Here is a 17,986-nt window from a genome sequence, read left to right on the forward strand (position 1 = left end):
CCAATGCTCCGCCGCTCCGTCGCCCGGACCGGTTTCACCCGCGGTGGGGGATGCCGCGGCGGCGCCCCGGGGGCAGGCTGCAAGGGCTGCCGGTCGGCACCATCTCCGTGCCGAAGGACGCGCCCCTGCGGCAGAGGAGGGCCCGTGAACCAGTACCCGCCCATCGCCGAACACGGCATGGTCGGCGATCTCCAGACCGCTGCCCTGGTGTCCTCCCGTGGAACCATCGACTGGTGGTGCACCCCGCGCTTCGACTCACCCAGTCTCTTCGCATCACTCCTGGACAGCGACCGCGGAGGCCACTGCCGTCTCGCGGTGGAGCGCCCGGACGGGTCCGCCGGAACGGTCCGGCAGTTGTACCTCTCCGACACCGCCGTCCTGGTCACCCGTTTCATGACGGCCGACGGAGTCGGCGAGGTGGCCGACTTCATGCCGCCCATCGACTCCACCGAGCCCCAGGACACACACCGCCTGGTGCGGGTCGCCAGGGTCGTCCGCGGCACCCTCCCCTTCACCTTCACCTGCCGCCCGCGCTTCGACTACGGCCGCGCCCCGCACACGCTCACCCGGGACGACGACCACACCGCGCTCTTCCACGGCCCCGGCACCGACCTGCGGCTGCAGACCACGCCCGGGTTCCGGCTCCGTACGGACGGCGACGACATCACCGCCCGGTTCACCCTCTCGGCCGGGCAGGCGGCAGCGGTCGTACTGACGAGCGACGCGAGTGGCGCGAGTGGCCCGAGTGGCGCTCCCGCCCTGCCGCACCCCACGCTGCAAGGGATCGCCGACGACTTCGAGACATGCCGTTCCTTCTGGCTGTCCTGGCTGCGGTCCTGCACCTACCGGGGCCGTTGGCAGGACATCGTGAACCGTTCGGCGATCACGCTCAAGCTGCTCACGTACGCGCCGACCGGTGCACCCATAGCCGCCGCCACCATGGGACTGCCCGAGCAGATCGGCGGCGAGCGCAACTGGGACTACCGCTACACCTGGATCCGTGACGCGGCCCTGTCCGTCAGGACGCTGATCGACCTGGGCTTCCACGACGAGGCGCGCGCCTTCCGGCAGTGGCTGCGCGAGCGCATCGAGGCCGGCGGCACCGTCTCGGGCGACCCGTTGCAGATCATGTACCGCGTCGACGGCGACCCCCACCTGACCGAGGAGATCCTCGGCCATCTGGAGGGCTACCGGGGCTCCCGCCCGGTGCGGGCGGGCAACGCGGCGGCCGACCAGCTCCAGCTCGACATCTACGGCGAGGCCTCGGACGCCCTGATCGTCGGGAACGACGTCGGTGCGATCCGCGGCTGGAACGCGCTGAGCGGTGTCCTGGACTGGCTCGCCGACCACTGGAACCAGCCGGACGAGGGCATCTGGGAGACCCGCGGCGGCCGGCAGGACTTCACCTACAGCCGGCTGATGACCTGGGTGGCCTTCGACCGGGGCATCCACGCGGCCACCGAGTTCTCCCGCCCGGCGGACGTCTCCCACTGGAGCAGTGCCCGGGACGCGGTCTTCCGCCAGATCGTCGAGCGGGGCTGGCACGAGAAGCGGCACGCCTTCGTGCAGCACTACGACACGGACGTCCTGGACGCCTCGCTGCTGCTGATGCCGAAGGTCGGCTTCCTCTCGCCACGCGACCCGGACTGGCTCAGCACCCTCGACGCCATGGACGAGGAACTGGTCAGCGACAGCCTCGTCTACCGGTACGACCCGGCCGCGTCCCCGGACGGCCTGCGCGGCTCGGAGGGCACGTTCAACCTGTGCAGCTTCCTCTACGTGGAGGCGCTCGCCCGCAGCGGCAGGCTCCACCAGGCCCGGCACGCCTTCGACAAGATGCTCACCTACGCCAACCACGTCGGCCTGTTCGCCGAGGAGATCGGCCCCTCCGGCGAGCAACTCGGCAACTTCCCCCAGGCGTTCACCCATCTCTCCCTGGTCACCGCGGCCATGGCGCTGGACGAGGAACTGCGCAGGGCGGAGACCGGTGCCCAGGCCGACAACCACCGGCACTGGCACCCGGCGACCCATGGCCTGACCGCGCCCGTCGAGAGCGGCCAAGGGGGCGGCACCGGTGGTTGAGACGGCCGCCCCGAGGCGCGCGGCAGGACAGCGGAGCGTCCTGGCCGCCCTGGCTCTCGCCCAGTTCATCTGCAGCTTCGCCGGCTCCAACATGAACGTGATGATCAACGACATCAGCAGGGACCTGGACACCACCGTCCAGGGCGTGCAGGTGGCGATCACGGTCTTCCTGCTGGTGATGGCGGCGCTGATGATCCCCGGCGGCAAACTGACCGACCGCTACGGCCGCAAGCGCTGCTTCACGACGGGGCTCGTCGTCTACGCGATCGGCGCGCTGCTGAGTGCGGCGGCTCCGGGACTGGGCGTGCTGATCCTCGGCAACTCGATCCTCGAAGGCGTCGGCACCGCCCTCCTCATCCCGCCCGTCTACATCCTCACCACCCTCCTCTACCCGGACACGACCTCCCGTGCCCGCGCGTTCGGGGTCGTCATGGCGCTGGGCGGGATCGGCGCGGCCGCCGGGCCGCTGATCGGCGGGCTCATCACCACCGGCATCAGCTGGCGGGCGGCGTTCGTGTTCCAGGCCCTGGTCATCGGGGTGATCGTCGTACTCGCCCGCCGCATCGACGATCCCCTGCCACCCGACCCCACCCGCTCCTTCGACACCCGTGGGGCGGTCCTGTCCGCGGCCGGTCTCGTCCTCGTCGTCATGGGCATCCTGGCCGCGGACAACAACGTCTGGCTGATGCTCGGCCTGCTGGTGCTCGGCGCGCTGGTCCTGTGGTGGTTCTTCCGCTCCGTACACGCCAAGGAGGCGGCCGGCGAGGAACCGCTCCTCTCCCTCACCCTGTTCCGCAACCGCACCTCGAACCTCGGCCTCATCACCCAGAACGTCCAGTGGCTGATCCTCATGGGCACGTCGTTCACGGTGGCGGCCTACCTCCAGGTGGTGCGCCACTACGACGCGATCCAGACCGGGGTCATCTTCACCGCGGCCACGCTGGGCCTGCTGGTCACATCCCTGTCCGCCGAACGGCTGGCGAAGCGCCGCACCCAGCGCACCCTCGTCATGACCGGCTTCGCCCTCTCCATCGCGGGCGTGATCGTCCTGGTCGCCCTCGCCGGCGCCTTCTCGACCGCCTGGGCCTTCGTCCCCGGGCTGCTGCTCGTCGGACTCGGCCTGGGCGTCATGCTGACGCCGTCGGTCAACGTGGTCCAGTCGAGCTTCCCGGAGGAGCAACAAGGGGAGATCTCAGGCCTGTCCCGCAGCGTCTCCAACCTCGGCTCGTCCTTCGGCACGGCCATCGCCGGCACCATCCTGGTCTCCGGCCTGAGCAAGGGCGCCTACGCGACGGCGATGCTGGCCCTGGCCGTCATAGGCCTGGCCGGCCTGACCGCCGCAACCCGCCTCCCCCACGAGAGCGTTGCCGCACTCCACTGATGCACGCCCTCACAACGCAAGAGGCCCCGGATCTCTCCGGGGCCTCTCGTCTGTGTGCACTCGGCAGGATTCGAACCTGCAACCTTCTGATCCGTAGCTCTACAGAGATCGGTCATCAGCGGTCATACAGGCTGCCGGAAGGGTGCTGATGGACGCTGCCGGACGTAGTCGGTTGCTGTGGTTGCTGTACTTCGCTGCTGTACCGCAGCGGGCCGAGTTTGGTGGAGGCGAGGAGCACGTGTTCCCCCCCGCCCCCGGTGGGCCTGACGGGATTCGAACCCGTGACCTGCCCTTCGCGAAAGAGCTGCTCTATCCGCTGAGCTACAAGCATCTCAAGTTGTAGACCATCGGCCAGACTTGAGGCAAATCGGGTTGTTTCACGTGAAACATCGCACCTGCCCAAGAGGTCGGCGGAGCGGCTTTGGGCTGGAGCTGCTTTGGGGGGAGTGATCATGGCCCCGTAAGCTTCCGGCGAGTCGGGCAGTCTGTGGACCTGCCCGTTAAAGCACGACGTTGGGGCCATGATCTTCGAGGCTCCCCCCAAAGTGGCTGCCTAAAGCCGTGGAGCCGACCGCCCCAGCCACGATGTGTTCTGACCTCTTGCCGCCGGCGTACTCTCACCAGGGCGCGCGTCGGCGCAGCCCGCCGGAGCGGGCCGAAGGCAGGAGCGGCGGCGGAGCGGAGCCGGGAGCGCGCCCGGCGGAGCGGAGCGCAGCCGGGGCTTGATGAGGTAGAGAAACCCGTAACTCGGGCCTGCCGGGGGCGGGTTCGTGCGCTCACTGTCACTTTTACTGACAGCGCCACGGCTGGGCATGGGTACCTTCGAAGTGTCGAAAGGACTCATGATGACGGCAGAGCTGACTACCGGGCAGCGTGTAGCGAGGGCGCGGCGACGCCTGGGATGGGATCAAGGACAGCTTGCGGCATCTATCGATCGCTCCGTGAGCTGGGTCTCTAAGATCGAGACCGGGCGTCTCCCCCTGGACCGAATGAGCGTCCTCGGACAGCTTGCCGAAGTGCTCGGCGTCGAAGTCATCGAACTGACGGGGCAGCCCTACCGCCACGAAACAGCGGAACTCGACTCCGGCCACTCCGCCATTCCCGGTCTCCGCCTCGCCCTACAACAGGCCACCATGCCTGGTGGTGCAGCGCTGATCGCCGTGACCAATCTGCCCACCCTTCCTGACCTCACCACCCGTGTTGAGGCGGCTGAGCGGCTTCGGCAGGATGCCAAGTTCACGGCTCTGGGTGATGTCCTGCCGCAGATCCTTCGCGACCTGATCGTGCTGTGCGACGTGGCCGGCGGCGATGATGTGCCCCTGGCAGAGGGGCTGATGCTCAGGGCCAGCCACATGGCGCGCGTCTCATCCAACCTGCTGGGACATCATGACCTCGGCTGGAGCGCTGTTCAGCGGGAGTTGGTCGCTGCTGAGCGGGCTGAGTCGCCGGTTCTCCAGGCTGCTGCCCGTTGGGATCTCTGCGGGGTCTGGCTGCATGAGGGAGAACTGGGCGCTGCGCGCGACATGGCCCGGAAGGCTCTCGATGACCTGGAGCCGCACTTGGCTAGCTCCGATCAGGTGATCCGTGCCCTGTGGGGTGCGATGCACCTTCGAGCGGCGGTCGCCTGGTCGCGACTGTGGGACCGGTCGGAGGCTGAGATGCACTTGGACGAGGCTCGGCAGGCTGCATCTGGGCTCCCGACAGACGGCAACGTCTTCCAGACCCAGTTCAACGCCGTGAACGCCTCGATCCATTCGGTTGAGGTGAGCTTGGAGCTGGGCCATCCGCGCGATGTTCTGTCGCGGGCTGATCTGGTCGACATTGCACACATCGCGTCGGGGGAGCGGCAATCCCACTTCTGGGTCTGTGCCGCTGTCGGCCAGATGATGAACGGCAAGGCAGAACCGGCGGCTGATGCGATCCTGCGCGCCGATGCCATCGCTCCTCAGCACGTACGCAACCGTCCCATCGCCCGGAACCTTGTTGACGACCTGAGGTCGACAGACAGGCACTCGCGATCGGCGGACATCAGGCGTCTCGCCACGAGCATGAAGCTGGGTTGATCACGTCACCGAGAGGGGGAAAGCGGCGGTGAAGGTCGCAGATCGGGCGCGCTTATTAGTGGAGCTTCACGAGATCAGGAGGAAGCTGGCCGAAGCCAGTGAACGCGTTGACCGGCTGTCTTCCTCGGTCAAGAACGCTCGCGAACCTGCGATTCAAGCCGATCAAGCCGCGAGTTGATCAGGTCGAGAGCGGCTTTGATCTGTCCCAGTTCATCAGTCATGGAGTTGACGTCGTCCGTCGAATCGGGGGTCTCGGGATCGCTGGCGACGAACGTCCCCCGGCCCTGCTGACTCACGATCAGCCCTTCGCCCCGCAGGATGTCGAGGGCGTGGCGAATGGTCATGGCGGCAACGCCGTAGCGCTCAGCCATCTTGGCGTTGCCATCTAGCCTCTGACCAGCCTTGAGTCCTCCGGAAGCAATCTTCCTCCGGAGGTCATCCGCCACCTGTTCGTAGGCGTTGCGAGGGTCATCGGGGCTCACGGTCACGCCCCCAGGTTACCTAAGTGACCTAAAGAAGTCTGCCCCCAGGTCTTGCGCATCGCCCTGGAGTCACTAATCTAGGTAACACAAGAGAAGTTAGAGAAGCTGCTTCTCGCCGGGCGGCGCTCAACCGCCAAGGAGAACCGCCGCCCCACCACTTCGAAGGGATGGACACACGTGTTCAACAAGGAAGAGCGGGACGCGAGGAAGAAGGACCGGGCGGCGCTCAAGGAGCGTGCTGAGCACCCGACGTACCCGTACAACCCGAACTACCGGCCGGACCAGGGCGACTCCCCGGACAACGAGATGTTGCCCATGCCGAAGCTCGAATCGCGCCGGTACCGCCGCCTGAACAACCAGTAAGCCCACCCAGCCCAGGGGCGGCGCTCAACCGCCAAGAAGAACCGCCGCCCCTGGTTCCCTCGAAGGGAGCTTCCATAATGCCCTCCCCCGCCCTGACCGCGCGCATCTCGCTACAGCGAGCCTGCCCGGCCTGCGGTCACTCCCGGTGCGCCGACCCGGCCGAGTGCCTCGACTCCCTGACCTCCCACACGTGGGGCAACTGCGACGACTGCGCCGGTTCCGGCTTCGCCGGTGAGCTGGACCCCCTGGCCATCTTCTGCCGGGTCTGCTCCGGCTCCGGCCGTGTCGAGATCAGCGCCCGCCCGGCCCTGACGGCGGTGGCGGCATGAGCATCTTCCCGTCCGTCCTCGACCTCCTCGACACCCCGGCCCGGCCGACTGCCTGCCCGGGCTGCGGTGCACACGCCCCGCGCTGGGCCCGCGTCACGGTCGACGGACTGCGGATCCTCACCCACGACGGTGACGTGATCTGCCCCGAGGATCGCCACTTCGGCACCCGGACGCAGCCTGCCCCGGCCCCGGTCCGGCTGGAGGTCGCCGCGTGACGGAGTTCCCCGTCGCCCCTGAGGCCGTGGCCGGTGCTGCGGCCTCTCTGGGCACCGACCCCCTGACCCTGGCCGATCTACTGCGGGTGGCGAACTCGCCCGGCTTCGACCGCTGGCAGGAGCAGATCCGCCGTACGGGCGGCTGCTCCCACCCGATCCGGCTGATGGGCCAGACCACCACCCGCGACGCCAAGACCCGTGACGTCCTGTACTCCTACAGCACCGAGAACGAGCCGGGCGGCATGCTCCGGGTGGCGTGCGGCAACCGTCGGGCCTCTCGCTGCCCGGCCTGCGCCTGGACCTACGCCGGGGACACGTACCACCTGATCAGGGCCGGGATCACGGGCGACTGGAACAAGGGCGTCTCGACCGAGGTCCGGGAACACCCCCGCGTCTTCGCCACCCTGACCGCTCCGTCGTTCGGGCCCGTGCACAACCGGCCGGACTCCGGGCGCTGCCGCTGCGGGAGCTCCCACCCGGAGAACGATCCCGCCCTGGGCACGGCGCTCGATCCGGGCCGGTACGACTACGCCGGGGCGGTGCTGTTCAACAACTTCGCCGGGGACCTGTGGCGCCGGTTCAGCATCTACCTGCCTCGGGAGCTGGCAGCCCGCGCGGGCCTGACCCAGTCGGAGCTCAAGGAGGTGTGCCGGGTCTCCTTCGGCAAGGTCGCTGAGTTCCAGAAGCGGGGCGCCGTGCACTTCCATGCGGTGGTGCGCCTGGACGGTCCCGGCGGGCCCGACTCGGCTCCGCCGGCGTGGGCCACGACTGCTCTCCTGGACGACGCGATCCGGTCCGCTGCCGGACGGGTTTCCGTGCCGGTCCCGGCCGCCGGGGACTTCCCAGCTCGCGTGCTGCGGTGGGGTTCTCAGGTCGACGTGCAGCCGATCGGCGCCCTGGGCCAGGAAGAGCTCACCGAAGCGGCGGTCGCCTCGTACGTGGCGAAGTACGCCACGAAGGCGGCTGAGACCACGGGCACGGTGGATCACCGGATCGGGGAGCTGTCGGAGCTCGACAAGCTGCCGCTGCCCGCGCACACCCGGCGTCTGATCGAAGCGTGCTGGGACCTGGACGACGCGTACCCGGATCGGATGCTGGCGCGCTGGGCTCACATGCTCGGCTTCCGCGGGCACTTCTCCACGAAGTCCCGCCGCTACTCGACCACCTTGAGCGCGCTGCGTCAGGTTCGGGCCGACTACCGGGCCCGGCAGGAACGTCGCGAACGCGGGCTCTCCGAGGATCTCGACGACTCGGAGGGCTCCACGTTGGTGCTCGCGCACTGGACCTACGCCGGGCAAGGCCACACGCCGGGAGAGTCCTGGCTGGCCGCAACGATCGCGAAGGAGATCCGCCTGAACCGAGAGACCGCACGCGAAGCCCTGCAAGACCAGCTCGAATGGGAGGAACTCGCAGCATGACCATGACCGTGCTCACGCCCAAGTGGCACACCACAGCAGAGGTGGCGGCCATGCTCGGCTTCGGCCTCTCCAAGACCAAGATGCTCGTGCTCACCGGAGAGATCCGATCGGTGAAGATCGGACGCAACCGGCGCATCCTGCCGGAATGGGTGGACGACTACATCCGGCGCGTCACCTCTGCACCTGAGGGGGTGTCAGCATGAGCGGCAAGCGGGGCAACGGCGAAGGCTCGATCTACCCGTACAAGAACGGCTTCGCCGCGTACGTCTGGGTCGACACCCCGGAGGGCAAGCGCAAGCGGAAGTACGTCTACGGCAAGACCCGTGACGAGGTTCACGACAAGTGGATCGATCTGCACGCAGAGGCCAAGAAGGGGCCGGTGGCGACTCGACACCGCACCCTGGCGGTCTTCCTCGCGTACTGGCTCAGCGAGATCGTCAAGCCGAACCTGGCACCACTGACGTACGTCTCGTACGAGGGGTCCGTGCGGCTCTACATCAACCCGCACCTCGGCTCGAAGCGGCTCGACAAGCTCACGGTCCGGGACGTACGGGAGTGGCTCAACAAGCTTGCGGCCACGTGCCAGTGCTGCGCCCAGGGCAAGGACGCCAAGCGTCGGCCGGCGGCCCAACGGTGCTGTGCCATCGGCGAGTGCTGCGAGGCTCACCCGTCCCGGCGCGTCGTCCAGGCGGCTCGTGATGCCCTTCGGGCGGCCCTCACGCACGCGGTGACCGAAGAGGAGATCGGCAAGAACGTGGCCTCCCTGGTCAAGGTCGCCAAGCCCCGGCGCAAGAAGATCAAGCCCTGGTCGGTCGCCGAAGCGGGCCGGTTCCTGGCCGACTGCGCCGCTCGTGAGGATCACCTGTTCGCGGCCTGGATGCTCGTGCTCTGCCTCGGGCTGCGCCGGGGCGAGGTCCTGGGCCTGACCTGGAAGTCGATCGACTCCGAGGCGGGCGAGATCTACGTGGACCACCAGATCCAGCGGGCCGGGCGCCAGATCCTGCACCGCGAGACCAAGACCGAGGAATCCGACGACTTCCTTCCCCTGCCGGAGGTCTGTGCCAAGGCGCTCCGGATGCGTCGCGCGCAGCAGCTCGGCGACCGGAAGGCGGCCGGGGAGCTCTGGCAGGACACCGCCGGTCTGGTCTTCACCACGAAGTACGGCACTCCGATCGAGCCGGGCAACCTCACCCGCATGTTCGCCCTGCGGGCCCGCCGCGCCGGCGTCCGCGTCATCCCGCTGCGGAACACCCGGCACACGTGCAGCTCGCTCCTGGTCGCGCTCAAGGTCCACCCGAAGATCGCCCAACGCATCCTGCGGCACTCACAGATCGCCATGACGATGGAGGTCTACGCCGAAGCGAGCGAAGAGGAAGTGCGCGCCGCGATCGGCAAGCTGTCCGACGCCATGGGCGGTACCGGCTGACGCGGTTGCTGTACTTCGCTGCTGTACGGCACGACAAAGCCCCCTCCGGAGTGATCCCGAGGGGGCTTTGACCTGTGTGCACTCGGCAGGATTCGAACCTGCAACCTTCTGATCCGTAGTCAGATGCTCTATCCGTTAAGCTACGAGTGCTTGTTTTTTTGTTTTCTTGTCTTCGCTTTCGGCCCTTCTGGCCCGCTCGCGGCGACAGGAAGAACATTACATGACTGCCGCCGCCATGTGAAATCCGTTAGGCGCACCCCTTGTGACCTGCGGATACGTCATATCTGGAGGTGTTGCGCGTACCGGTGGGGCGGAGGCCGGGAGGTCGAAGGCCGCGATGAAGCGGCCGCGGTCACGGCGGTTGGAGTGGGCCGGCCAGGCTGCCCAGGTGCGGCGGGGCCGGCGCGAAGGCCCCGTCCGTCGCCGCCACTGCGGGCACGACCGCCCACAGTTCCGTCACCGTCGGCGGCCCACTTCAAGCGCTGGCCGGACTACGCCGGGCCGGTTTCCCGCGCGAGGACGCGCCGGGATGCTTCGACGAGCTCACGGCGGTGCCAGGCCGATGCGGCGCGTGAAAGCGGGCCGTGGAAAACGGCTCAGGGAGCCCAGCCCGAAATGGGCTGGACTCCCTGAGTCAGAGGGCGGAGGCGGAGGGATTTGAACCCTCGATGGGCTTTAAGGCCCAAACCGCATTAGCAGTGCGGCGCCATAGACCGGACTAGGCGACGCCTCCAGCACAACCGCCCGCGTGAGCGCGAGTGGTGCGTGCAGATGATGACACAGTCGAGCGTGCTGTCACCAATCGGCTCCCACGGTACTAGGCAGCCGGGCCGCAGGGCAAAGCCCTTCTCGCCGGTGAGCGCGTCGGCGAGCGCGGCGCGCAACGTCCGGGCGGGCGGCGCGTTGGGCAGGGCATGTCTCGACTCCTGTCTCAGGTCAGGTCCCGTTCCGCACGCTCGTGGCAGGGGCGGCAGGGCTGGTCCCGTCCCGGCCTACGGGGCGTCCTCGGGGGCGTCACCGCCGTCCTCGGGGCCTTCCCCTCGCTGCCCGCCCCGCCCGCCTCCGCCTCCGCCGCCGTCCGGGCCGACCACCTCACCGTCACCGTCCAACACGCCGGGGACGGCCACGACGGGACGTACGAGCTGTCCTGTCACCCCGGCGCCGGCAGTCACCCGGACGTGGCCGGGGCCTGCCGGACGCTCGACCGGAACACCGACTGGGGCCGGGAGACCTTCGCCCCCGTCGCCCCGGGCACCGCCTGCGCCATGCTCTACGGCGGCCCGGCCACCGCCCATGTCACCGGCGACTGGGCCGGCCGCCCGGTGGACGCGACGTACGACCGCAGCAACGGCTGCGAGATCGGCCGCTGGGACCGGATGGTGCCCCTGCTGCCCGCCCTGGGCCCATGAAGCCGCCACAGCCGATTCATGGCGGAGGCCCCACGCACGTAAAAGTCTCGCGAAGGTACGGCGGAGGTGAGGCACGTCGGTCACATGTTCGCCGTCACTTCGTCGTGCGACCTCCCTCTCATCCGGCGCCGCGACCGGAACCGGTGCCTTTAGACTCCCTCGCGTGACACGCCGCGGGCCGATTGGCAAGATGGCCGGAGCGGTCGGCAAGGTGCGGTAACAGGGAGGAAGCGTCTCGTGAGCAGCAGGCCATCCCGAGGCGCTGCTCGCCTCGCAGCCATACTGGACGCGCTGCCGGATGCGTTGGTGCTGGTCAACGCCAACGGGACCGTCGTCAACGCGAACACCATCGCCCTGGAGGCCTTCGAGGCACCGGGGACGGCGCTGGTCGGGCGAGGGCTGCTCGATCTGCTTCCGCAGTTCGACTCCAGGCTCATCCCCGGGTCCATGCGGCGGCCCGACCACATGGATCCGCGCGGCCGGACCAAGCCGACCCGGATGGTCGCGCGGCGCACCGACGGAACCGAGTTCCCGGTCGAGGTCACCAGCGCCAACCTGGAGAACGGGCAGCAGGCCTACGACGGCTACGGCTACAGCGGCGACGAGCTGCTGATGCTCGTCGTGCGCGACCTGACCGGGACGGTGGACACCGAGGCCGAGCTGGCGCGCTCGCAGCGGCAGACCGAGATGATCCTGCGGGCCGCGAGCGAGGGCGTCGTCGGGACGGACACGGACGGGCGGATCGTCCTCGTCAACCCGGCCGCCGCCCAGATACTGGGTTACCGGGCCGGTGAGCTCGGCGGCAAGGAGCTGCACAACCTCGTGCTGCACGCGCGCGGCGACGGTTCGCCGTTCCCGTACGCCGAGTCGCCGCTCGCCGACACCCTGCGCTCCGGGCGCAAGCACCGGGTGCGCGGGCAGGTGCTGTGGGCCAAGGGAGACAAGAAGGTTCCGGTCGATCTGACGACCGCGCCGGTGCGCGACGGCGACCAGCTCGTCGGCGCCGTGATGACCTTCACCGACCGGCGGCCCTACGACTCCGTCGTCGACGAGAAGACGGCCCTGGAGCAGGCGCACGCCGAGGAGCTGGAGAAGCTCTCCGAGGAGCACGCCTCCGACCTGACCGCGCTGCGCCAGAAGCACGTCACCGAGGTGGAGGAGCTGCACGAGCGGCACGCCGAGGAGCTGGCGGCCGGCGAGGAACGGTACGCGGCCCTCGGCGAGCGCGAGAAGGACCGTTACGAGGCCCTCCACGGGCGCCACGAGCAGCTGCTGACCCTGCTCGCGCAGTCCCTGCGCGGGCCGCTCGACGAGCTGCGCCGGGAACTGGCCACGCTCGCCGCCGACGACGCCGGGCAGTTGTGGCCCGAGGCCAACCAGGTGCTCCACCATCTGTCGGCCGGCTACTCGCGCATCACCCAGCTCATCGACAACGTGCTCGGCTATCAGCGGCTGGACGCCGGCACCGAGGACATCAACCGTACGAAGGTCATGCTGGACGCGGTCGTCGCCGCCGGTGTGGAAGGCGCGGTGGAGCTGATCGGGCCCGGACGGGTGCAGTTCGCCGTGCACGCGCCGCCCATCGAGGCCGAGGTGGACCCGCGGCGGCTCGCCATCGCCCTCGCGCATCTCGTCGCGGACGTGGCGGGCGTCGACGCGACCGGCAACGCGCCGGTCTCGGCCGGCGGCTACATGGACAACACCGTGGTGGTCGCGGCGGCACAGCGCGGCGAGGTCGTCCGTATCGAGGTGCGCGGGCCGTACCCCGGCGGCGACCCGGTGCACGAGCCGATCGTGCGCGGGATCGTGCGCGCCCACGGCGGTGTGCTGCAGACCCACGAGGTGCCGGGCATGAGCGGCAGCGCGTTCGTGCTGGAGGTGCCGATCGGGGGCGGCGCCGGAGCCGTGGCCCCGCCGCCCGGTGCGCAACTGGAGATCGCCCCTGCCGCCCCCGCCGTCGAGGAGTCCGGTGCCGGTGGGCGGCGCCGGGCCCGGCGGTCCTCCGTGGACGCCTTCCTGGAGGGCGACGCGCCCGGCGAGTCCGGCGAGGGCGAGGTTCCGGCCGCGCCGACCGGGCGCCGGCGCCGGCGTGCCGCCGAGGCGGAGGACCAGGAGAGCGGACCCCTCGCGATCGAGAGCGCGGAGTCGGAATCGGCGTCCGGCGGCAACGGGCGGCGGCGCGGGCGTCCGGCCGACGGTGCCACCGGTGATGCCGGTGACGCCGGTGTGGCCGAGGGCGCCGTGGTGACGGCGGCCGAGCAGGGCGCCGGGACCGCCGCCTCCGGTACGGGGCTGGGCGGCGCCGTTCCGCCGCAGGGCGTGCCCGTGCCGCCGTCGGGGCGCCGGGCCCGACGTGAGCCCGAGGAACTGCAGGCGCTGCCGCCCGCCCTGCCCCCCGCCGGGCAGGGCGACGAAGAGCAGCCCAGCGGACGGCGGCGCCGTGCGCTGGCCGCGGCCGCCGAGCGGGCCGAGCAGCAGCAGGCTGGGCCCCGCCCGGTCTTCGCACTGCCGCCCGCCGAGGCCGACCGCACCCCCGAACCGGCCGAGACGCCGGTCGACGAGGGGCGGCACGACGCCGTGCCTCTCGACCAGGCCGAGGACCACACCCCGCCGCAGCCGCACCCCACCAGCGCGCCGACCGGCCGCCGCAGGCGGGCCGTGGGCCAGCCGGCGGAGGCGGCTCCGGCGGTAGCGACGGTGCCCGCGCAGGCGGCCGCCCCCGGGCAGCAGCTCCCGGCCGGTCAGCCCGGTCCGGATATCCCGGTCCAGACGGGGCCCGCGGCCCAGGTCGTCGCACCGACCGGTCTTCCCGCCGCCGCCCAGGCGGCCACCGGGCAACAGCCCCTGCAGGCCCCCGTGCCGGTCGGCCGGCCCGGCCAGCCGGCGCTGCCCGCCGCGGCCGCGGCCGCCGTACCCGCACAGGCTCAAGCACAGGCGCAGGCACAGCCGCAGAGCCCCGCACCGGCGGCCGGCGCTGCGGCTCCGGCGGCTCCCGGCGCTGCCGCACCGGCCCCCGCCCAGCCGCTCCCGGCGGAGGCCGCCCCCGTCCCGCAGCAGTGGCCGGGCGCGGACGAAGCACCCGCCCCGCTGCCCGCCGCTCAACCCGCGCGTGCCGCGCAGCCGTTGCCGGCCGAGGCGGCGGTGCCCTCGCCGGTCGACCCGGACTCCACCCAGGGCCGGGCGTTCAGCGTGCGGACGCTGGGGCAGGGGGTGCCGTTCTCGCGGCAGGCCGCACAGGTGCAGCAGCCGACGGCCACGCCACCCCCGCACCAGCCGAACGGCAACGGACGGCGCCGCAAGCTGGGCACTCCGCCGGACCCGGGTCCGCGTGCCGAACAGCCGCAGCCCGAGCAGTCGGCCCGGCCGCACCCGCCGGCCGAGCAGCCGGTCGCCGCCAAGCCGGCCGCCGCCCAGCCGCTGCCACAGCCGTCGCTGGCCGGGCAGTCCCGGCTGGTGGGCGCCACCGACGGGGCCGGACGGTCGTACGCGATAGGAGCGCCCGACGTGAACGCCGCCGAGGGCCCCGAACCGCTGGACGGTCCCGGCGGTGCGATCGAGGTCGCCGACCCGCCGCGCCCGCAGCCCATGGACGACGAGCTGCCCCCGGAGCCGCTGGACAACCCGCGCCGGCTGCTGGTGTGGCCCGCGCCGGACGTCACCACCCAGCAGGCGCTGAGCGACCGCGGCTACCGGCCGGTGATCGTGAACTCCCGTGACGAGGTCGACGCGCAGATCGCCGCGTTCCCGGCGGCCCTGTTCGTGGACCCGCTGACCGGGCCGATCACCCGGACCGCGCTGCAGTCGCTGCGGCAGGCGGCGGTGGCCGCCGAGGTGCCGGTGATGGTCACGGCCGGACTGGGACAGGCGACACGCGAGGCGGCGTACGGCGCCGATCCCGCCGTACTGCTGAAGGCGCTGGCGCCCCGGGACAGCGAGCAGCATCCGCCGCGGGTGCTGCTCATCGAGGAGCACGCGGAGATCGCGCTGGCCCTGACCTCGACGCTGGAACGGCGCGGGATGCAGGTCGCGCGGGCGGCGAGCGACGCGGACGCGGTGACGCTGGCCGGGCAGCTGCGGCCGAACCTGGTGGTGATGGACCTGATGCAGGTGCACCGCCACCAGGCCGGCATCATCGACTGGCTCCGCGCGAACGGACAGCTCAACCGGACGCCGCTCGTCGTCTACACGGCGGCCGTCGACCAGGCGGACCTGCCTCGGCTGGCGTCGGGGGAGACGGTGCTGTTCCTGGCGGAGCGGTCGACGAGCACGGAGGTGCAGAGCCGGATCGTGGATCTGCTGGCCAGGATCGGGACGAACTGATTCGGCGCCGTTGGGGAACTGCCGACCTTCGGCCGCGGGTTGTCCGTGGCTGGTCGCGCCCGAGGGGCGGCAGCCGCAAATCGACTACCGCCCCGCGCCCCTGAAGGGGCGCTTCAGCTCAGGGCGCTCACAGGCTGGTGACGTCCAGCTCGCCCTCGGCGTACTGCCTGCGCAGCACCTTCTTGTCGAACTTGCCCACGCTCGTCTTCGGCACGGCCTCGATCAGCGTCCAGCGTTCCGGCAGCTGCCACTTCGCGATCTTGCCCTCCTCGGCGAGGAAGGTCCGCAGGGCCTCGAAGGTGGCCGTGGCACCCTCCCGCAGGACGACCGTGGCCAGCGGGCGCTCGCCCCACTTGTCGTCGGGGACGGCCACGACCGCCGCCTCGGCGATGTCCGGGTGGGACATCAGCGCGTTCTCCAGATCGACCGAGGAGATCCACTCGCCGCCGGACTTGATGACGTCCTTCGCACGGTCGGTGAGGGTGAGGAAGCCGTCGGGGGAGATGGTGCCGACGTCACCGGTCTTCAGCCAGCCGTCCTCGCTGAACTTGTCGGCGGGGCGCAGCGGTTCCGCGTCGGGGCCGTTGTAGTACGCGCCGGCGATCCAGGGGCCGCGCACCTCCAGCTCGCCCGCCGACTCGCCGTCCCAGGGCAGGCGCTCCCCGTCGGGCCCGCTGAGCCGCGCCTCGACGGCGGCCGGGAAACGGCCCTGGGTGAGGCGGTACGCGAACTCCTCCTCCGTGCCCACCGCATGGGCCGGCGGCCGGGCGATCGTGCCGAGCGGGGAGGTCTCCGTCATGCCCCAGGCGTGGCAGACCCGCATGCCCAGCTTGTCGAAGGCGGCCATGAGGGAGGGCGGACAGGCCGCGCCGCCGATGGTGACCTGGGTGAGGGTGGAGACGTCACGGGGCCGGGCGGTGAGTTCGCCGAGCAGGCCCTGCCAGATGGTGGGGACGGCGGCCGCGTGCGTCGGGCGCTCACGCTCGATCATCTCGGCGAGCGGGGCCGGCTGGAGGAAACGGTCCGGCATGAGCAGGTTGACGCCGGTCATGAAGGTGGCGTGCGGCAGGCCCCAGGCGTTCACGTGGAACTGCGGCACGACGACCAGCGAGGTGTCCTGGTCGGTCAGGCCCATCGACTGGGTCATGTTGACCTGCATGGAGTGCAGGTAGATCGAACGATGGCTGTACACCACGCCCTTGGGGTCGCCGGTGGTACCGGAGGTGTAGCACATGGCGGCGGCCTGGCGTTCGTCGATCTCCGGCCAGTCGAACGTCTTCGGCCGGTCCGCGATCAGCTCCTCGTACTCGTGCACCTGTGCGGTGGCGCCGGCGAGCGGGGACCGGTCACCGGGGCCGGAGACGACGATGTGCTCCACCGTCGGCATCTGGGACAGCAGCGGCGCCAGCATCGGGATCAGCGAGCCGTTGACGATGACGACCTTGTCCGCCGCGTGGTTGACGATCCACACCAGCTGCTCGGCGGGCAGCCGCAGATTGAGGGTGTGCAGGACCGCGCCCATCGAGGGGATCGCGAAGTACGCCTCGACGTGCTCGGCGTTGTTCCACATCAGGGTCGCGACCCGGTCGTCGCCCTGGACACCGAGCTCGTCCTTCAAGGCGTTCGCCAGCTGCACGGCACGGGTTCCCGCCTCGGCGAAGCTGCGCCGCTGCGGCTCGCCCTCCCCGGTCCAGGTGGTGATCTGGGACCGTCCGTGGACCAGCACACCATGCACAAGGATGCGGGTCACGGTCAGCGGTACGTCCTGCATGGTGCTCAGCACGGCGTCCTCCCGGGGGCGACATTGCCTACTCGGCGGTATAGGGCTGCGCTGATTCTGCGCACATACCACTTGGTATGTCACTAGGAGAAAGCCAACAAAGCCCGGCCGACCGCTATCGGGCGAGGTCCAGTTCAGGGTCCTCGCGCAGCTTGCCGAGCGCACGCGACACCGCAGACTTCACCGTGCCCACCGACACCCCGAGCACCTCGGCCGTCTGCACCTCGCTCAGGTCCTCGTAATACCGCAGCACGACCATCGCCCGCTGCCGCGCGGGCAGCTTCATGATCGCCCGCCACATCGCGTCGTGCAGCGCCTGCCGCTCGGCCGGATCGTCCGCACCGGCCACCGGTTCCGGCTCGGGCAGCTCGTCGCAGACGAACTCGTCGACCCGGCGCTTGCGCCACTGCGAGGTCCGCGTGTTCAGCAGGGCCCGGCGCACATAGCCGTCGAGCGCCCGGTGGTCCTCGATCCGCTCCCAGGCCACGTACGTCTTGGCGAGCGCGGTCTGGAGGAGGTCCTCGGCATCGCTCGGGTTCGCGGTCAACGACCGGGCGGTGCGCAGCAGGACCGGCTGGCGGGCCCTGACGTACGACGCGAACGACGGATAGGGTCGGGCGTACGGGCTGGTCTGCCTCGCCGAGACAGCGGCGTCCGAAGCGCTGGTGCAGACGGGTGTGGTCATGGCTCCACGCTATGAGCGAGCGATGTTCCGGCG

14 protein-coding genes and 3 tRNA genes are annotated in these 17,986 nt (G+C 70.5%); 11 read left to right on the plus strand and 6 right to left on the minus strand.

The window, feature by feature from the left end; translation table 11 throughout:
• Nucleotides 1-144 precede the first annotated feature (144 nt).
• Together ACIRR9_RS31585 and ACIRR9_RS31590 are read left to right on the plus strand one after the other, a co-directional pair.
• Entirely contained in the window at nt 145-2,082 is a 1,938-nt protein-coding gene (locus tag ACIRR9_RS31585; protein WP_403758756.1) for a glycoside hydrolase family 15 protein, read from the plus strand.
• Nucleotides 2,075-3,463 (plus strand): MFS transporter, encoded by a 1,389-nt coding sequence (locus ACIRR9_RS31590; protein WP_403758759.1) that lies wholly within the window; start codon nt 2,075-2,077, stop codon nt 3,461-3,463. The genes ACIRR9_RS31585 and ACIRR9_RS31590 overlap by 8 nt, the downstream gene beginning before the upstream one ends.
• 258 nt (nt 3,464-3,721) lie before the next feature.
• On the opposite strand, the gene ACIRR9_RS31595 is transcribed toward ACIRR9_RS31590, so the two are convergent.
• A tRNA-Ala gene (locus ACIRR9_RS31595) sits at nt 3,722-3,795 on the minus strand.
• 513 nt (nt 3,796-4,308) lie between these two features.
• Between ACIRR9_RS31595 and ACIRR9_RS31600 the strand changes: the two genes are divergently transcribed.
• Entirely contained in the window at nt 4,309-5,526 is a 1,218-nt protein-coding gene (locus ACIRR9_RS31600; protein WP_403758935.1) for a multiprotein-bridging factor 1 family protein, read from the plus strand.
• A 128-nt stretch (nt 5,527-5,654) separates the two neighbouring features.
• On the opposite strand, the gene ACIRR9_RS31605 is transcribed toward ACIRR9_RS31600, so the two are convergent.
• Nucleotides 5,655-6,014, minus strand: a complete 360-nt coding sequence (locus ACIRR9_RS31605) for a GntR family transcriptional regulator (RefSeq protein WP_403758762.1) — start codon at nt 6,012-6,014, stop codon at nt 5,655-5,657.
• Nucleotides 6,015-6,185: 171 nt separating this feature from the next.
• On the opposite strand from ACIRR9_RS31605, the gene ACIRR9_RS31610 reads away from it, so the two are divergent.
• From ACIRR9_RS31610 to ACIRR9_RS31635, 6 genes are all read left to right on the plus strand, one after another.
• Nucleotides 6,186-6,371, plus strand: a complete 186-nt coding sequence (locus ACIRR9_RS31610; protein WP_403758764.1) for a hypothetical protein — start codon at nt 6,186-6,188, stop codon at nt 6,369-6,371.
• A gap of 77 nt (nt 6,372-6,448) precedes the next feature.
• Nucleotides 6,449-6,700 (plus strand): hypothetical protein, encoded by a 252-nt coding sequence (locus ACIRR9_RS31615; RefSeq protein WP_403758767.1) that lies wholly within the window; start codon nt 6,449-6,451, stop codon nt 6,698-6,700.
• Nucleotides 6,697-6,915, plus strand: coding sequence for a hypothetical protein (locus ACIRR9_RS31620; RefSeq protein ID WP_403758770.1), 219 nt, complete (start codon nt 6,697-6,699; stop codon nt 6,913-6,915). The genes ACIRR9_RS31615 and ACIRR9_RS31620 overlap by 4 nt, the downstream gene beginning before the upstream one ends.
• A 26-nt stretch (nt 6,916-6,941) precedes the next feature.
• On the plus strand, nt 6,942-8,333 hold the full coding sequence (gene repSA / locus ACIRR9_RS31625; protein WP_403758938.1) for a replication initiator protein RepSA: 1,392 nt from the start codon (nt 6,942-6,944) through the stop codon (nt 8,331-8,333).
• Nucleotides 8,330-8,536, plus strand: coding sequence for a helix-turn-helix domain-containing protein (locus ACIRR9_RS31630; protein WP_403758773.1), 207 nt, complete (start codon nt 8,330-8,332; stop codon nt 8,534-8,536). The genes repSA and ACIRR9_RS31630 overlap by 4 nt, the downstream gene beginning before the upstream one ends.
• Nucleotides 8,533-9,759, plus strand: a complete 1,227-nt coding sequence (locus tag ACIRR9_RS31635; RefSeq protein WP_403758776.1) for a tyrosine-type recombinase/integrase — start codon at nt 8,533-8,535, stop codon at nt 9,757-9,759. Before ACIRR9_RS31630 ends, ACIRR9_RS31635 begins: the two co-directional genes overlap by 4 nt.
• A 77-nt stretch (nt 9,760-9,836) precedes the next feature.
• On the opposite strand, the gene ACIRR9_RS31640 is transcribed toward ACIRR9_RS31635, so the two are convergent.
• Together ACIRR9_RS31640 and ACIRR9_RS31645 are read right to left on the minus strand one after the other, a co-directional pair.
• A tRNA-Arg gene (locus ACIRR9_RS31640) sits at nt 9,837-9,909 on the minus strand.
• A 492-nt stretch (nt 9,910-10,401) separates the two neighbouring features.
• Nucleotides 10,402-10,492, minus strand: a tRNA-Ser gene (locus ACIRR9_RS31645).
• Nucleotides 10,493-10,673: 181 nt separating this feature from the next.
• On the opposite strand from ACIRR9_RS31645, the gene ACIRR9_RS31650 reads away from it, so the two are divergent.
• Nucleotides 10,674-11,168: an SSI family serine proteinase inhibitor gene (locus ACIRR9_RS31650; RefSeq protein ID WP_403758779.1), complete on the plus strand. Its 495-nt coding sequence runs from the start codon at nt 10,674-10,676 to the stop codon at nt 11,166-11,168.
• Nucleotides 11,169-11,405: 237 nt separating this feature from the next.
• Nucleotides 11,406-15,488, plus strand: coding sequence for a PAS domain-containing protein (locus tag ACIRR9_RS31655; RefSeq protein ID WP_403758782.1), 4,083 nt, complete (start codon nt 11,406-11,408; stop codon nt 15,486-15,488).
• A gap of 127 nt (nt 15,489-15,615) precedes the next feature.
• Here ACIRR9_RS31655 and ACIRR9_RS31660 read toward each other — a convergent pair whose 3' ends face one another.
• Together ACIRR9_RS31660 and ACIRR9_RS31665 are read right to left on the minus strand one after the other, a co-directional pair.
• The gene (locus ACIRR9_RS31660; RefSeq protein ID WP_365339119.1) at nt 15,616-17,271 is read right to left on the minus strand and encodes a long-chain fatty acid--CoA ligase; all 1,656 of its coding nucleotides are present in this window, start codon (nt 17,269-17,271) and stop codon (nt 15,616-15,618) included.
• Between the two features lie 112 nt (nt 17,272-17,383).
• A complete protein-coding gene (locus ACIRR9_RS31665) occupies nt 17,384-17,953 on the minus strand; it encodes a SigE family RNA polymerase sigma factor (protein WP_365339121.1) in 570 nt (189 codons plus the stop codon).
• Between the last annotated feature and the right edge of the window lie 33 nt (nt 17,954-17,986).

Origin of the sequence: Streptomyces sp. NPDC101234 (assembly GCF_044767525.1) — a bacterium.
Lineage (GTDB): Bacteria > Actinomycetota > Actinomycetes > Streptomycetales > Streptomycetaceae > Streptomyces > Streptomyces sasae.

Coding starts and splice junctions, on each gene's coding strand:
- ACIRR9_RS31635 (WP_403758776.1), top strand. CDS start 8,533: ATGAGCGGCAAGCGGGGCAACGGCGAAGGCTCGATCTACCCGTACAAG.
- ACIRR9_RS31615 (WP_403758767.1), top strand. CDS start 6,449: ATGCCCTCCCCCGCCCTGACCGCGCGCATCTCGCTACAGCGAGCCTGC.
- ACIRR9_RS31650 (WP_403758779.1), top strand. CDS start 10,674: ATGTCTCGACTCCTGTCTCAGGTCAGGTCCCGTTCCGCACGCTCGTGG.
- ACIRR9_RS31620 (WP_403758770.1), top strand. CDS start 6,697: ATGAGCATCTTCCCGTCCGTCCTCGACCTCCTCGACACCCCGGCCCGG.
- ACIRR9_RS31665 (WP_365339121.1), bottom strand. CDS start 17,953: ATGACCACACCCGTCTGCACCAGCGCTTCGGACGCCGCTGTCTCGGCG.
- ACIRR9_RS31600 (WP_403758935.1), top strand. CDS start 4,309: ATGACGGCAGAGCTGACTACCGGGCAGCGTGTAGCGAGGGCGCGGCGA.
- ACIRR9_RS31630 (WP_403758773.1), top strand. CDS start 8,330: ATGACCATGACCGTGCTCACGCCCAAGTGGCACACCACAGCAGAGGTG.